The 16936-nt window shown below is 41.5% G+C and carries 9 protein-coding genes; 5 read left to right on the forward strand and 4 right to left on the reverse strand.

What is annotated here, in order from left to right:
• Positions 1-3: 3 nt before the first annotated feature.
• The 3 genes from ACFQ0C_RS10980 to ACFQ0C_RS10990 form a co-directional block, all read right to left on the reverse strand.
• Positions 4-888, reverse strand: coding sequence for a carbohydrate ABC transporter permease (locus ACFQ0C_RS10980; protein WP_258217090.1), 885 nt, complete (start codon positions 886-888; stop codon positions 4-6).
• Positions 889-1000: 112 nt separating this feature from the next.
• Positions 1001-2344, reverse strand: coding sequence for an extracellular solute-binding protein (locus ACFQ0C_RS10985; RefSeq protein WP_379366665.1), 1344 nt, complete (start codon positions 2342-2344; stop codon positions 1001-1003).
• A 244-nt stretch (positions 2345-2588) separates the two neighbouring features.
• Complete coding sequence (locus tag ACFQ0C_RS10990; RefSeq protein ID WP_258217088.1) at positions 2589-3266, reverse strand: GntR family transcriptional regulator; 678 nt, start codon at positions 3264-3266, stop codon at positions 2589-2591.
• Between the two features lie 1187 nt (positions 3267-4453).
• Here ACFQ0C_RS10990 and ACFQ0C_RS10995 point away from each other — a divergent pair.
• The 4 genes from ACFQ0C_RS10995 to ACFQ0C_RS11010 all read left to right on the forward strand — a co-directional run bounded on the left by ACFQ0C_RS10995 (position 4454) and on the right by ACFQ0C_RS11010 (position 15380).
• Entirely contained in the window at positions 4454-7216 is a 2763-nt protein-coding gene (locus ACFQ0C_RS10995; RefSeq protein ID WP_379366668.1) for a fibronectin type III domain-containing protein, read from the forward strand.
• 64 nt (positions 7217-7280) lie between these two features.
• Positions 7281-8933, forward strand: coding sequence for an NBR1-Ig-like domain-containing protein (locus ACFQ0C_RS11000; RefSeq protein WP_379366670.1), 1653 nt, complete (start codon positions 7281-7283; stop codon positions 8931-8933).
• A gap of 19 nt (positions 8934-8952) precedes the next feature.
• Positions 8953-15072, forward strand: a complete 6120-nt coding sequence (locus tag ACFQ0C_RS11005; protein ID WP_379366672.1) for a S8 family serine peptidase — start codon at positions 8953-8955, stop codon at positions 15070-15072.
• 20 nt (positions 15073-15092) lie between these two features.
• Positions 15093-15380 (forward strand): hypothetical protein, encoded by a 288-nt coding sequence (locus tag ACFQ0C_RS11010; protein ID WP_379366674.1) that lies wholly within the window; start codon positions 15093-15095, stop codon positions 15378-15380.
• Positions 15381-15654: 274 nt separating this feature from the next.
• Here the strand turns inward: ACFQ0C_RS11010 and ACFQ0C_RS11015 are convergent, their stop codons facing one another.
• On the reverse strand, positions 15655-16008 hold the full coding sequence (locus ACFQ0C_RS11015; RefSeq protein WP_379366676.1) for a helix-turn-helix domain-containing protein: 354 nt from the start codon (positions 16006-16008) through the stop codon (positions 15655-15657).
• 143 nt (positions 16009-16151) lie between these two features.
• On the opposite strand from ACFQ0C_RS11015, the gene ACFQ0C_RS11020 reads away from it, so the two are divergent.
• The gene (locus ACFQ0C_RS11020; protein ID WP_379366678.1) at positions 16152-16739 is read left to right on the forward strand and encodes a hypothetical protein; all 588 of its coding nucleotides are present in this window, start codon (positions 16152-16154) and stop codon (positions 16737-16739) included.
• Positions 16740-16936 lie beyond the last annotated feature (197 nt).

Below are 16936 nucleotides of genomic sequence, written 5' to 3' on the forward strand. Positions count from 1 at the left end.
GGATTATGCGGCCTCCCTTCGGTGATTGACATAGGACTGAATCATAGTAACGATTAAAAGAATAAGGAATAAAACCCAAGCAATAGCCGAAGCATAGCCCATATTGAAATATTTGAATCCCTGCTGATAGATGTATAAAACCAACGTGTTTGTCGAAGCACCGGGACCGCCTTCCGTCATGATCAGCGCATATCCAAACACTTGAAAAGAGTGGATAATCGAAATCACCGTTATAAAAAAGGTAGTAGGCCGCAACAAAGGAAGCGTAATTTTCCAAAACATATTCCACTTGCTCGATCCGTCAATTTCAGCCGCTTCATATAATTCCTTGGGCACATTTTGCAAGCCTGCCAGAAAAATAACCATATTGTAGCCAATCGTTTTCCAAATCGTTACAATGATGATCGAAGGTAAAGCCCAAGTGGTGCTGGTTAGCCAGGTAGGAGGATTCTGAACGCCCATTTCCCTCAATAACACATTAATTAAACCGACATCAGGGTTGTACAGCCACTTCCAGACCAGCGAAATAGCTACTGTCGAAGTCATTACAGGGAGGAAATACACCGTTCTCCACAAGGCAATCCCGAGTATTTTTTGATTTAACAATAAGGCGGCTGCCAATCCCAGTGCGATGCTTAACGGAACAACTCCGACCGCATACCAGAATGTATTTTCCAGGGCAATCCAAAATATTTTATCCTCCGTAAAAATCTTGATAAAGTTCCCAAAACCAATAAATTTCGGACTCGACAAGGTGTTCCATTCATAGAAGGAAATAACAAGGGATGTCACCAACGGAACTGCAGTGAAAATACCGAATCCGATTATCGCCGGCAACAAAAAGTAATAGGCTACCATCGTGTCATTTAACAAAAATTTCCTCGACATGCTGCATTCCCCTCAATATTTATTTATGAAACCGGACAAGAAGGGGCTTCAATCCTCATCCGGTCACCTTACGCCCTCTTAGATCCATACACAGAACATGACCCAATTTAGACTACTTAGGCATTATTGCGTTAACTTCATTCTCAATGAGCTTCAGCGATTCATCGATCTTACCGTTCTTATCAAGGAAATAAAGACCCAAATATTTTTTAATTATAGTATCGGTTTGCGTCCATATCGGATTGGTAGGCTTTACACCGGAATGATCGGTATAGCTCTCCAATGCGACTTTACGGTCCACTTTGAATTTATCGCCTGGCAAATACTTTTTCTCATCGTTCAGTATGGACTTTCTGACAGGAGCGGAGAATCCGGTGCTGATCAGAATCTCCTGACCTTTTGGCCCGTTAATAAACTTGGCTAGTTCCCAGGCCGCTTCTTTGTTTTTGCTCGCCTTCGGTATCGCTAAGCTTGTAGGAGACAAAGCACCTAGACGGTTTTTGGGTCCCATCGGGAACAAAGCAAGGTTCCATTCGAACTTAGCCTTTTGCATAGTTGCAATAAAGGATCCCGCATCAAAATGCATGGCTATTTTTTCATTCATAAATAAGGACTGCGGAGTTCCATTTGTATAAACGCTCGGGTTTGGCGCAATTTGATGAACATAGATAAGGTCATGTAAATACTGGAGTGCCTTTCTGCTTTCAGGCGAGTTAAAAATAAATTTTTTCCCGTCCTGGCTGAAATAATCACCGCCCGCTTGCCAAATGTAGCTTGCGCTTATGTCCGATATTTCCCCTTGAAAGCCAATCGCGTACACTTTCTTGTTCGGATCGGTGCTATTGTTCGTCAGCTTTTTTCCTTGCTCAATTAATGTATCCCATGTCCAGCTACTATCCGGGTATTTTACGCCGGCCTCGTCAAAAATCCGCTTATTGTAAAAGATCGTTCTGCCCGCTGAGTTCCGAGGCAAAGCCCATATCTCACCGTTATATTCCATCGCTTTCATCAATCTCTCAAAGTTGTCGCCGAAATTTTCCTTATCCCATTCACCTTTAATCCATTTGGTTTGTGGCTCCAATACTCCGGCGGCAGCAAAAGAAATTAAGTCGTTAGCCGTGAAATTGATGAGATCCGGTTGGGTTCCACCGGTAAATGTAGTCTGAATTTTGGTTAAATACTCCGCCGGAATGTACACAGGCTCAACCGTAACATTCGGGTACTCTTTCATGAACGCGTCGACTACGGCGACATGCAAAGCTTTTGTATCCGTATCGCCCCAGAAAGAATATTTAATGCTCACTTTTTTATTAGGATCGAATTTGGGTACTGTAGTTGTTGGTGCCGATGTTCCTGGAGCTGGCGTACTTGCAACTGGCGCTGGACTGGTTGAACTGCAAGCACTTAAAGCAACGGCTGACATGGCGATCAGAGCTATAGCTTTGGTATTCTTCATTTCTTAACCCCTCCTGATTTTTGCTAATACATCGCTTACCATTTTGCCCCGCAACTCATGTGAATTCCCGTATCACCTCCAGCTAATAATCAATCCAACTCCAAGAGAGCGCTTACAAAACTGTATGTATCGTGCACATGCTGCCGGTTTTCCCAAACTTTTCATAAAAAATTTCATAAAGAGAGAGCAAATCCTTGGGGTGTCCACACTGAATCCAAGATGATTTAGCTCCCTTCTAAGAAAATCAAAGCTTCTTTAAATCCTTATCCCTTTTTTGCAACAAACGATTTTTCGCATCCCAGATGTGGTTAGTAACAGCTTCCTCAGCACGATATATATCACGGGATCGAATGGCCTCTACAATTTCCTCATGCTCCGCTGAAGCCTCATATTGATCCACTTCACCTCTTACATGATAAAAACGGGCGATGTGCAGATGACAGTGCATCCCTCCATACGCATCGGTAAGAAATGAATTTTCCGTTGCCTTAACCATAGTTAAGTGAAACAGATGGTCCAATTGATTGAATTCAAGAACTTCCTTATAAGATGAACCCATCTTGATCGATGCGATTTGCTCCATTAAGCGGGTCATTCCATCCAAAATATGCAGACGATTATAACGGATTATATTGCGAATCGCATGCGTCTCAATTAAAATTCGAGCTTCCAGCATATCCGTCATACTTTGATCATCCAAAATCCCGCTGACCCGATACCCCTTATAAGGCTCAAGTATGACCAGCTTCTCGGAATGAAAACGGGAGAGAACTTCTCTTAAAGGGATTGGGCTAATATTTAACTCCTTCGACAGGTGATCGATGTTAATCTTTTGTCCGGGAGATAATTTCCACTCAAAAATCTGCTCCTTTAACAAATTATAAATATACTCCGTAGTGACTCCTTTTTCTTTCTCCTTCATTCACTTCCGCCTTTCCTTTGTTGAAAGAAATCCAATAGTTCTCATTAACAAAATGATAATATAGCAATAATATATAATCGTATATTATTTGTCAATGAATTATTTAAAAAATATGTATATTATGCGATATTATCAATTAAAAGAGCAATTAATCGTAATAATCATATATTATACTACCATCAAGTAATTAATATAATATATGATTATCATATGATAATCCTCTGCACTAAAGCTGCTGGCAGGTAAACAACCAAGTGAAAGCTCAAAAAGACTCCAGAACCACACATTAGTAGTGGTTTTAGAGTCTTATTTTTTTTAGCTTATTCTGACCCCGTCTTCAATGGCGACAAAGAGTTTGTGGTGTCACTCCATGAATAAACGAAGTTTAGATATTGCTATGTCAAAAAAATCAATTACTTGTTCATAAAGGAAATAATGTTTATGGGCAATAACGATTAGGCGATATAGCACGACTGACAAAGAAAGTATAGGTTGCGTTTCGCACTATCAGACAAAAGAATTTATACACAATATTACAAAATAATTGTTTACATAGATAATATTACCTATTATTCTAGAATGCGTGTGTATTTTCAAAAAAATAGGAGGTTGTAGATGTGTATGGAAAAAAGTTTTATTACCATGTGCATCTGCTTGCCTATGGGGGTTGAAGCGGAGGTGTTACCGTTACCAGCAACAAATCTCCTGCTAATAAGGGCATAACTCCGGTAATCGATTGCAGTGACAGGGACAATATCTTTACTGGGAATCAGGAAGGCAGGGTAACAGCATAGTCAGCCATATGTGTATCAGTCTGAATCAATCAGATGAATACCCGAATGAAACTCAGAAACTTTTTAGAAAGGATAACGAAAGGGACCCTCTTTCGAAGGTTCAAGATAAGAAAGAACTTATTAATGAACGAACCCGACAATTCAAATGTCCTACGCTTCAATTGAAAGCAAGCATGTGTTGAAAGTTCGGAACGATGATACCTTATTTGCTTGGGAGACAACTTCTACGGTCAGTTAGGAGATCAACCGTATACTCCTATAAAAGTACCAGTAATGACGGAGGTGAGACAAGCAATTGCTGGGAACAACATTAGCACTGTTTAAAAAACAATGGTTTGTGTGGACATGGGGAGCCGGATATTTAGGAAATGAATAATTAGGAGTGGTCGGTTCATGTATTTTAGAAAAAAACTGGCATTAATTAGTTTGGTGGTTGTAGCTCTATTTATATTAACGCCATACCTAACACAAGCTGAGGGTACAACTAAGGACGATATAAATTTAGAATCGGCCTATGATTCAAAAGTCCTTTCAGACAGTACCGTGATTAATGATGTTTACACTTCGGTTTCTGGTATAACCTACGAAAGAGAAAACAACGATATAAATTTAATATCAAGTGTGGGAGTAAGCCAATTGGTTGCAGATACGGGCACAATAACTGAATCTGTTCTAATTGAATCTCCTCATAACTATCCTAATTCTTACAATAACACATGGTACATAGCTAAGCCTGGAGCAAAAATTCGAGTTCATTTTTCTTATGTTGAAACAGAGTCTGGATTTGATTATGTAACAACTAGTTCTGGTAACAGATGGAGTGGTTTCTATTCTGGACTTTGGAGTAATTGGAGCACAACAGGATCTATAACTGTAAATTTAACATCTGATAATACTAAATCCTATAGAGGTTTTGTAATAGATCAGATAGAGTACGAACCATATCCGATGATATTAGGTGAAGCATATTCCATAGAAAGTTCACACCCTATTTCTGCATATACTTCTGCAGTATGGACCATATCTAAACCGGGTGCTTCTGCAATTCGAGTTCATTTTTCAAAAATCGATGTCGAGAATTACAGTGACGTTGTTTCTGTTAATAATAACGCCCCAAATTCTGGAAATAGGTATAAGAGTTTTTACTATGATATTTGGAGCGATTGGTTAATAGGTAATTCTGCGAATGTTGCGTTATATACTGGAATGCAATTTGATGATCATTACGGGTTCACTGTTGACCGAATAGAATACGCATATCCTTTTAATGCAAGTATAGTTTCTGACACAATTCCCGCAACGATGCAACAAGGTCAGAATTATCCCGTTTCTATAACTTTAAGGAATACTGGATATGGAGATTGGAGTGAGGGCAGTTCATTTCGGCTTGGTGCAGTAGGTGAAAGTGATCCTTTTGCTTTAGGAAGACAGACTATTACTAATAATCAGAACGTTTCCCCCGGGCAAGAATATACATTTTATTTTAATATGACAGCTCCACTTGGTGCTAATGGCCTAGGCAACAAAATTACCGATTGGCAGATGGTTTTAGACGGAGTTACATGGTTTGGCCAGACACTAACTAAAAACGTAAATGTAGTGGATACTATCCCTCCGATTGGTGGGAGCATATCATCTTCATCCACAATTCCATATGAGGGGTCAGGATATGACTTGTTCGCCTACGGAGTTAACGATACTGGCTCAGGAGTTCAATCCGTCAAGTTTCCAACATGGACCGAATACAATGGTCAAGATGATTTAGTATGGCATGAAGGTATAAATATTGGAAACGGCACCTGGAAAGTAACTATTCCATTTAATCAACATCATAATGAACTGGGTATTTACAACACTCATGTTTACGCATATGACAATGCTGGAAATTACACATTTTTAGGCGGTGGAATAAGTACAAATGTTTTACCAGGTAGGGCGTACACAATTGTTTCAAATACAATCCCGGTCATAATGGATGTTGGAAGGATATATAATGTTTCAGTTTCCCTTAGAAATGATGGATATTATCCATGGCGAGAATCAGATTCGTATCGATTGGGTGCGGTAGATGATAGTGATCCTTTTGCAGGTGGACGTCAACCTATTATGGGAGGACAAATTGTATCGACAGGTCAACAATATACATTTAACTTCAACATGACGGCCAATCAACTAGGTTCATTTATTACTGATTGGCGGATGGTTCAGGACGGAGTTACATGGTTTGGTCCAATTCTCTCTCAGACTGTTCAAGTCAAAGACCTTACTTCACCAACTGCCCCAACTAATCTTGTCTCAAATGGGAGAAACGGGAGCACTCTCTTTCTTAGTTGGACTGAATCAACAGACAATGTGGGGGTGGCCAGATATGATATTTACGATGGATCAACAAAAATTGGCAGCCCTATCACCAATAGTTTTAACGTAGAAGGAATTACTGATCTTACAACATATAATTTTTCAGTTGTTGCATTGGATGCTGCGGGAAATCAGTCCGCCGTAAGTAATATATTGACTAACGTTACAGATGATACAACGCCACCTACTGAACCAACAGATCTAAAAGCAATTGATCCAACATCCTCCAGTATGACATTAGTGTGGAACCCTTCTACAGATAATGGGGGCGTAGTGGGCTACGATATTTATATGGGAGATTTACAGATTGGGACAAGCATCATCAATAGCTTTACTGTTATAGGCTTAAATGAACTTTCAACTTATTTATTTTCCGTTAAAGCTAGGGATGCTGCAGGAAATATATCAGCAAGTAGCACGCCATTGACAACTTTTACACTAGACGGAACACCTCCCAGTTCCCCAACCAACCTAGTTGGATCAAATATTACTATTAATAGTGTCACCTTGAACTGGAGTCCTTCAACTGACAACGTGGGGGTAACGGAATACTCTATTTATAATGGAGATAAACACGTAGAAAATGTTTCTTCCACAAGCTACACCGTAGGCGAGCTAATACCGAATACAAGCTACTCCTTCACCATTACAGCAAAAGATGGTGCAGGAAATGTATCAGCACAGAGTAGTTCATTGATTGTCAAAACCCTCTCAATAAATTTTGAAGCAGGGGACGTTATCCAGTATAAATACGATCAAAATGGTAATTTGTTAAATATAACTAAGAACAAAGAATGATGAAAAAGGTCAAGCAGCCCTGGCTAGAAGATGTAATATATGTTTAAACAAAGGAGACAGTAAATTGGCGATAAGAACGAATACAGTAAAAATCATTCTTTTACTCATGTTTATATTACTAAGTATCCAACCTGCTCTATCCTATGCAAACGGAAATCAAAGTAATGAACTAACATTGATACAAGGTGCCTCTACAGTAACACAAAACAGTTATCGTCCCTCTATCACCACTGATGTTTATGGGGCTGGTTTTCAAAGACGGGGTAGCCAAGAGTTAACTAATCTGCGAACAAAGAACAGTAAAACATTTCGTAATCATGACGAAACGATGACGGTGATGACTTCGACCTATTCACTGCATTATCTTCAAGCGAATCAATGGAAAGACATCGATACGACCATACATAAGATGCCCGACCAAAATGGGTTTACTGAAATTGCTGATCAAAATCGGTTTTCTGTTAAATTTAATCGACGGAGTCAGCCAACCGTCACCTATCAGGTCTACGATGAAACAATGACTTATGCCGCTATGGACAACCTTCAGACGGAAGGCGTTGTCAAAGACAACAAGATTACATATCCCAACGCTTGGGTTCAAACCGATCTCATCTATAAAGTAAATCCGGATGATCTCAAAATGGAATTGTGGCTGAAGGATGCAAGTGCTCCTAAGGTATTTCAATTCCAAGTAACAACCAACAATCTGGAAATTATCCAAAAAGAAGATGGAAGCATTGATGTTGTGAATAACAAAGGAGAGCTCTTTGGGTCTATCCCGCGTTTATGGATTCGGGATGCATCCAGTTCAGAGAAACGGTATGACCGCACGCGGTTGTTCATTGATCGTTATGAAAACGAAACCATTTTACGAATCGAATTAAATGACGAAGGTTTACAATATCCGATCATGATCGACCCGACAACGAACTACTTCGAGGGTCCTTCCTATTTTGACATTAATCCAGATTTAGAGATATCGAGTATTGTAAGTCTAGAAGTGCATTCGTATGACAACGGTAGTGATGGGCTTGAGGGGAGCCCCATAGATTTTTATTTGACTCGACAAGAGTATGGCAACATTTATGTATCTAATCCCCCGCCTGGTCAAGACGGGAGAAGCGTTATTTATATTGGTCGGACAGTAATGGTTAGTAACTATGATGCCATATTAAGGGTCACAGGAGCTCAAATTATGGCCCAGCATGGAAATTCGGGAATGGTTTATGGAGGTGCATGTTATTATGCACAATGCTGGACCGTCCTTACCTACATCGCACATAAGTCTACCTTAATCAATCATACCATTCCGAGTACAATGGAAGCCGGGAAGACGTATCCGGTCACGGTCACGTATCGGAATGATGGGGATGAAGCTTGGACGGAAGCCGGAGCGTATCGTCTGGGAGCGATTGACGATTCGGATCCGTTTGCGAGCGGAAGACAGGTCATTACCGGTGGGCAGGCCATTGCCCCAGGTCAATCCTATACTTTTTCGTTTACGATGACAGCTCCATCCGCCGTAGGAAACTATATATCGGACTGGAGAATGGTAAAAGTCGGGCTGACATGGTTTGGCCCCCCCTTATCCCGAACTATTAAAGTGGTTCCTGCGATTGCACCGCCAACCGTTTCACCCGTCAAGCTAAAAATACAGTACGACTATGATGCAGCAGGACGTATTCAAAGCACAACCTGGACGAAATTAAGCAATTAATCATGGTTTGGAGGCACTTATGAAAATCAAGTTTATATCCACATTATTAAGTGGCATCTTATTGTTATCTTTGACAGCACCTTCCGTTGAAGCTGCAGCAAACTTAGTTGAGGATCAGCTCACAGAAGCACCTTATATTGTAAAGTTTAAACAGGCTGCCCCTAGCAACAGAAGCATACAAACCTTGAAAAAGAGTGCAGGGAAAACAGGGAACCCGTTGTCTGACCAGCATTCCATGGTTCGCTTGAAGCAGTCTGAACTCAAACAACTGCAAAGTGACCCGAATGTCGAATATATTGAACCAGATGGGTATATCAAAAAAGCAGCGGATACAATCCCCCCTAACCTGGTGCAAATTCATGCGGATACCGTAGTCGAGTCTACGTACCGCGGCAAAGGGGTCAAAATTGCCATCTTCGATACCGGGATCAGTTTACATTCCGATGAGCTGAAGGTCAAAGAGGGAATTTCATTTGTACCTAGCGATTCCTCCTATGACGATCTGAATGGACACGGTACCCACGCAGCGGGCATCATCGCTGCCACCAAAAACGGGAAAGGGATCGTAGGCATTGCGCCCGACGCAGATTTGTACGCGGTCAAAGTACTGGATAATGCGGGCGGAGGCCGATACAGTTCCGTTATTCAGGCCTTGGATTGGGCTATAGAACAGCATATGGATATTGTTTCCATGAGTTTTGTCGGAGAGCAATATTCGCAAGCACTGGAAGAGGCGATCCAAAAAGCGCATGATCAGGGGATCTTGCTCATAGCGGCAGCTGGAAATGATGGGGGGGCTACGCCTCGTTACCCGGCTAAGTATACTTCCGTTCTCTCAGTAGGGGCGGTGGATGAGAATAATCAACATGCCCCCTTTTCAAACGGTGGGGTTGAAGTGGTAGCGCCTGGGGTTCAAGTGCAAAGTGTCGGTCTTGGGAATCAAACTGCAGTATTAAGCGGAACTTCGGTCGCGACACCCCACGTTGCCGGAATTGCCGCACTAATTAAATCCCAAATGCCCGGGATGAGCAATGAAAAGATCCGACAAATCATCGATAAAACAGCGGTACCATTAGGATCATCGGATGTGTTTGGACACGGGTTGGTTCATGCAGCGTCAGCTTTAGCACAACTAAAGACGGGAGTCAATGCCTACCCAACCACCTCGTTAGACGAAATAACAAATACGTATGGAATAGCCAGAGAGCGGGTACTGGAGCAACTTGAGAAGGGGTATACCCTCGTACAAATTAGACAGGCACTCCAACAAAGGCAGGGTAACCAGACTCTGGAGCAAGCGTTACTACAAGTTGCATCGGGTTATCGAAACCTGTCTGTGGAAACAGGGTCCTCTGATGTAAGACAGAATGAGGAAACGGTTCCAATAATTGCGGATTATGCGATTCAAGCAGCTGCTGATACCTTTGATGAAAGTGCCATTCAGCAAGTACGAATGAAAACAGATCAAGCACCTTATTCCATCGGTAGCTCTAATGAATCCATCTCAACGTTAACCGGTTCCTTAACGGTGGCACAAGAAGAGTTTACATTACCAGGCAGGAATGGTCTCTCTTTCACCTTAAAAAGGATCTATGACAGCTCAGATGCCGGTTTTTTTAGAAAAGATGTACAAAAGGTATTGCAATGCGATTGTTACGTTATATTTAACGGCTATGAGTATACGCAAACTATGAAAGATGGTGTCATTACGGATGGCATCATTTCAAGACGTTCTTTTAATTTGTACCATGAATACTGGGAGGATGGAGACGCAAGAATCGTTTGGTTAAAAGCAAACCCTGGTGTAGCATTTAACAAAAGCGAATGGGCTGGGCCTAGTGCACAAGGCGCCTACACTCGAACGGTTCAAGAAGTTGCAAATAAAAATGAGCTCACAGTTGTTCCAAGTTACAACAATTTAGCTTTACGATCAATATATCGGAATGTCGCGGTGGATAAACCACCTCAAGAAAATAATTACCATCTAGGTAAAGGATGGACCTGGAATATCCCATTTATAAGCTATGAACTCGGACCTGGGTATAGGTACTATCATTCGAGTGAAGGAGCCTCTTATCAGATCCAAGGAAAGAGCTTTAAAAATTATCCGTGGACTGATTATCAATTAGAGTATGATGTGCAAGCAGTAAATCCTGCTATTACAGTGAGGAATAAGGTAAGTGGGATCACCGAAAAATTTGATTCAGACGGCAGGTTAGTAGAGAGGATAGATCCGTATGACAATAAGGTGACCTTCACCTATACGACCCATGCGAAATATGGAACTATACTTTCCTATATTACCGATGCGATTGGGAATACCATTCAAATTGAATATGGAGACCTGAGCGTTACGATTACACAAGGAGATCGTACCATTACGTATAACAAGGATACGGAGACCACCATCGACACGGTACATTACTATCCATGGAATACCAGAGTAAATGAAAAATTGCGTTCCGTGACCGACCCTTTGGGACGTAAGACGTTCTATAATTATCAAACCTTGAATGCTGGCTTTTCATATACTTCTGGTAATAACAGCTATAATCCCACAGCGTTATTAACCGAAGTTATTCACCCAACCGGAAGCAAGACCTTATATACCTATGCTCAATCTGAGCAGGCAGTAGGCGAAAGATCTGCCCAAGCGATATTAACCATTGCATCACGTGAAGATCAGATCGTATATGGGAATGGGACTAGCGAATTTTCCAATCACAAAGAATTTAGTTTTAATATGGGACCTACCGCAGCTAATCTAAAAAAAGACTATGATTTTACAAATTTTATTTGTTACGGACCCATGGATTATTCGTGTGTGAACCGTACGGAATACGAGTACACCCGACATTATATCGATACGACGACAACGGACTTTTATAACAAAGCGATAGTTCGATGGTTGGGTAACGATAATGTGGCTGAGTCTACCAATTTAACGTATAATGTGGCAGGTCGAAATCCCTTACCCATACAAATCGACAAAAAGATCCTACGCAACTTTGTCCCAGGGGAAACGACTACGATCAAACGAGCCTACAACAGCTTCGGTCAAGTCATCTCGGAAACCGATCCACAGGGACAACTTACGGAATCTACGTATGATGCGACAAATGGTTGGTTATTGTCCGTTACCCAACCCATTAGTAATACCTTGAAGAAATACACTTCTTTCACAAGAAATAACAAGGGGAAAGTAACTCAGGTTGTCGTGAAAGAGAACAATAATGACGGAAAACTCCTTCAACAAGTGGACATCCCTCTGTATGATGCATTTGGTAATGCACTTCAAACGATTGTCAAGGATGATCAGCGAAACATTGTCACGAATAACGAATATAGCAATGACTACGCCAACGCTTTTTTAACCAAACAATCGAAGAGCGTGGTGAATGTGGAAAACCAGGCATCCGTTGTCAGCTTACAAGCAGCTTACAAGAAAGCAACAGGTCAGCTAGATTACTATATAGACGGCAATGGGCAGAATTCGTCGTATCAGTATGATGCATTGGGACGTGTCACCACCATAACCCACCCGGATGGAACAACGATGACTGCCCAGTACGATGATGTCCAAAATAAGATCACCCAAACTGACGAGACGGGTGCCACGATATTTGTAAAGTGGAACCCAATAGGACAGAAAATCCAAGAAGGAATCGTGGATGGTACGGAGAAGGTCAAAGCTAAGTATGGGTATGATCCGTTTAGCCGGTTAATCTGGACGGAAGATGCGGAAGGAAACCGGACTTCCTACACTTATGATAATTGGAACCGCCCCAGAGAAGTCATGTATCCGGACATAGGTAAATCGACCACCCAGTACGATGATTTCAATCGGACCCAGACCCAGATCGACGCTGAGGGTAATATAGCCCGAATGGATTATGATAAGATGGGCCGCGTGCTCCAAACAGCGGAATTGCGAAACAATCAGACCTTTGTACAGGGTACCCTCACCTATGATTTCGCAGGTCATCCCCTTACATCCAAGGATGCCAAAGGGAATACCAAAACGTTTAACTACGATGCATTGGGAAGAGTAGTATCGATTATGGACCCGAGTCAGGGGACGACTAAAGTGGCATATTCCTTGGCTGGACTACCGATAGAATTAACGTATCCGGATGCGAATAAAATAACGAAAACCTATGATGAATTAGGGCGCCTGATAAAAAAAGTCTCTCCCTTACAAAACCCGGAAACCTTCATGTACGATGGGAACAGCCAGGTCGTCAATCATACGGATCCCAAAGGGCAGACTTTTACATCGGTGTATTCAAACCGTGGATTTTTAAACGAAATACAGGCGCCTGATGAAACGATCCGGTATACGTATGATAACGCGGGACGACGTTTAACGATGACCGATAGTATAACCGCGGCAAATCCCTTAGGGAAAACAACAAGTTATACCTACTGGGATAACATCAAACAATTGAAGACCGTAGAGTTTCCGGATCACAAAAAAATGGAGTATACCTATGATATTCGGGGAAATAAATATGCGTCGACAGGACCGTTTGGGCAAGTAGATTATTTCTTTTATGACCAGCGGTATCGGCTTGAAGCGGTATCGGCCTCTTCTAACCGAAATGCAACCAACAGCATGTATGGCAAATACGCCTATTTAAAAAATAATCTGGTGAAACAAATCGTTGAAAATCGGTACAGTACCGATTTCACGTATGAGGGACTCAAGCTGGATACCTTGACTCACAAGGATATGACTACGCAAACGGAACTCGGCTTCTATGATTACGATTATGATAGCAATCAGAATATTACACGGGTTGAAGGAAGGAAAGGCAATACCCTCTTTGATAAAAAGTATGGTTACGATGAACAGAATCGGATTCTAACATCCAGCGAATATGAAGAAACGTATGCTTATAACAACAGAGGGAACCGGACTCAATATGAGACAACTCGAGAACTAAAGAACTCACCCGTTAACTATGAATACGATAGCTTTAACCGGTTGCGCAAAGCCGTGATCGAAGGACAAACCGTGACCTATACGTACAATGGGGACGGCATCCTTAATGAGCGGACTGAGAACGGTCAAACAACCCGCTATTATAATGAAGGCGGGCAGATTGTAGCCGATGCAACGGTTTCAAGCAGTGGCCCCATCATGCAAGCCCGTTACATCCGCGGACTCGGGTTACTCGCTAGACAGGGGGCTGACAATGGACTGGCTTATTACTTGAATAATGCACATGGCGATGTGATGCAAGTGATGAGTTCCAGCGGAGCTAAACTTAACAACTATGACTATGATTTGTGGGGGAATCCAAATCCTCAGAGTACCATGGAAACAGTGAGTAACCCATTCCGATATAGCGGGGAATTATGGGACAACACTACCCAGTTGCAGTATCTTCGAGCTAGATGGTATGATCCTGATAGTGGACGGTTTATTAATAAGGATACGTATGAAGGGGATATTACGAATCCGCTGAGTTTGAATCTGTATACGTATGGACATAATAATCCGTTAAGGTATACGGATCCGAGTGGGCATTGTATAGCAGGTGAAGGCGCAGATATGTGTGAGGAACAAAAGAAGGCTGAAGCAAATAATGCTTATTCAAAACCGTTACGAGAAATGAGTCCTTCGGAAATAGGTGGGCTTGTGCAAGGCGGTGGCGTAGCTCCAGAGGAATTATATAAAGTTGCTCTATATATATTTGTTGGGCTAATAGGACCGGACAAAGGTGGAGCGAAAAATACGGTTAGAGTATCAGAAGAAGTTGTTCAGGCCGCTAAATTAGCAAAAGCTGCGGTGAAATCTAAAGATGATCTTACAACATTGTATCGCGCCGTAAGTCCAAATGAGTACAATGATATTATGAAATCAGGTATTTTTAGAGCAGATCCTTCTGGTAGAGGATACGATGGGAAACAATTCGGAATGGCATTTGATGAAGTTTTAAAACTAAGCGATTCTCCTCTTCTTAAAGATACCGCTGCAATTATTAAAGTTCAGATACCAACAGAAATTTTTAATAAATTAGATCATACACAAGTAGATAGACATATTTTAAAATCAGGTTCAGTTACAGTTCAACCAGAAATGCTCGATTTATTTAATAATTCAATAATTGGTTCAATTGATCATATTTACTAGAGAGGTGGGTGTCATACTAGATGATACTAGAGGCTCAAATTCGTTTGTTAACATCTGAAGAAGGCGGTATGAATCGAGACGGACGTTCAGGAATGATGCCATCATTTGATGTTAATGGAGAACTTATAATGTGTTCAGTTAATTTAGTTGATCCAGATGATACAATTGAGAGAGGCAAAGTCTATGAAGTAACTATTCAACTACCATATGGTGAGAATTATAAAAATATTATTGTCCCACAATATGAATTTAATTTGAATTATGGTGGGAAGATCATTGGAAAAGGAACAGTTATAAAAATAACATGATACTCTTTTAATTAGACCTCAAGAGAGTCTGTAAAAGAACCATTAGTACCTAACATCTTAACCACAATACGACTAACCCTCGTATTGTGGTTTTCTTTTTGCCATGTGCCGCGCTAAGGACAATATGAAAATCGTGAATATGGTGCCCGCGGCAGATTAGTCATCTCCCATATACCAATTTGAGACATGGAAGGATGAACCCTTTAATGTACAGGTGGCATTGTAACAGCATATTACCAAAGAAAAAAACAGGCTCAATTACAAGCCTGTTTCTTCATTTGCTGGGAAATGAATTGAAGATTTCCACAAGGATATGTTTGCTCATGCGAATGTGGCTGATGTCCCTACCTTTTAGTATAGCAAGCAATTCTTGTAAAGCAGCCTCTTTTTCCTCAGCTACAGGCAATAAAAAAGGTTCACCAAACTCAAAGAGCAATTTGGGCTCAACATCAAGAGCTTTAGCAATTTTGCCGATGTTCTCAAGCGAAAGGTTTCGTTCTCCACGCTCGACTCCACCAATGTAGGAAAAATGAAAGCCGCATAGTTCCCCAAGCTGGTCTTGTGAAAGCCCCTTAGATTTGCGATAATCCCGTATTTTTGAACCTACAAGCTTTAGAATATCCTGCATCGGCACACACCTCTATGTGAGTGTAGACAACGGTAGGCTTTGCTGTAAGTGGTAGTATAGTATCATAAAAAATAATATTAATAAGTATCTAAATCGTGTATAATTTTGGATACTATAGGTTGTCTAATAAAGGAGAGCTAGACATGCAGGGAAATAGAACCCATCAGGGACAACGAATTACAAGCACAAGAACAGGTGCCAGCGTTTCACAGCAAAAGCCATCCGTTCAACCCACTGTCAAACCCACTACAGGAAAAGAATCAAACGTAAAGGAAACCCAAGGTAACGGTTCCCCTGCGAAGAAACCACAAGGGAATTTGATGCAAGGATGCTTAGGGTGTCTGGGGCTTCTAGTCTTCGGGGTACTTGCTATCGTCGTTATCGGCTATTTTGTTGGCGGCGACAAAGAGTCGAATGCAACGACGTCTACAAGCAGCAGCGTTTCTACGTTTGCCAACGCCGGAAAGAATGCTGTGATCAACGAAAACAGTGGCGGCGCATTGTCAGCCATCACAAAGGACAAATTAGACGAGCTAACCAACTACGCCCTTTCAAGAAATGAAGAAGCTATTAAGCGAATGATGGACCGAGGAGAAATCATTTCCATACCGAACGGAACTACCGTTACAGTCATAAGTAAAAGCGGTGGTACAGCACAAGTCGAAGTTCTGACCGGAGATTATGCAGGAATGAAATTATATACCTACGTCGAAAGACTAAAAACGAAATAAGATATTGGGCTGCTTTGTCCAGCAGAAATGTGTGGTACTCGGATAAAGCCTGCACCTACTAGTAGCATCTGTCTATACGAAGTAAATAAGCATGGTAGACTTACCTGCCCTTTCCCTTGTGGACGGGGTTTTTCGTTATCAAAAAAAGAGTTGTCAAACTGGAGCTTATCTGTCATAGTAAGTGATGTAAGGGCGCA

Origin of the sequence: Paenibacillus sp. GCM10027630 (genome assembly GCF_042676305.1) — a bacterium.
Classification (GTDB): Bacteria; Bacillota; Bacilli; order Paenibacillales; family NBRC-103111; genus Paenibacillus_S.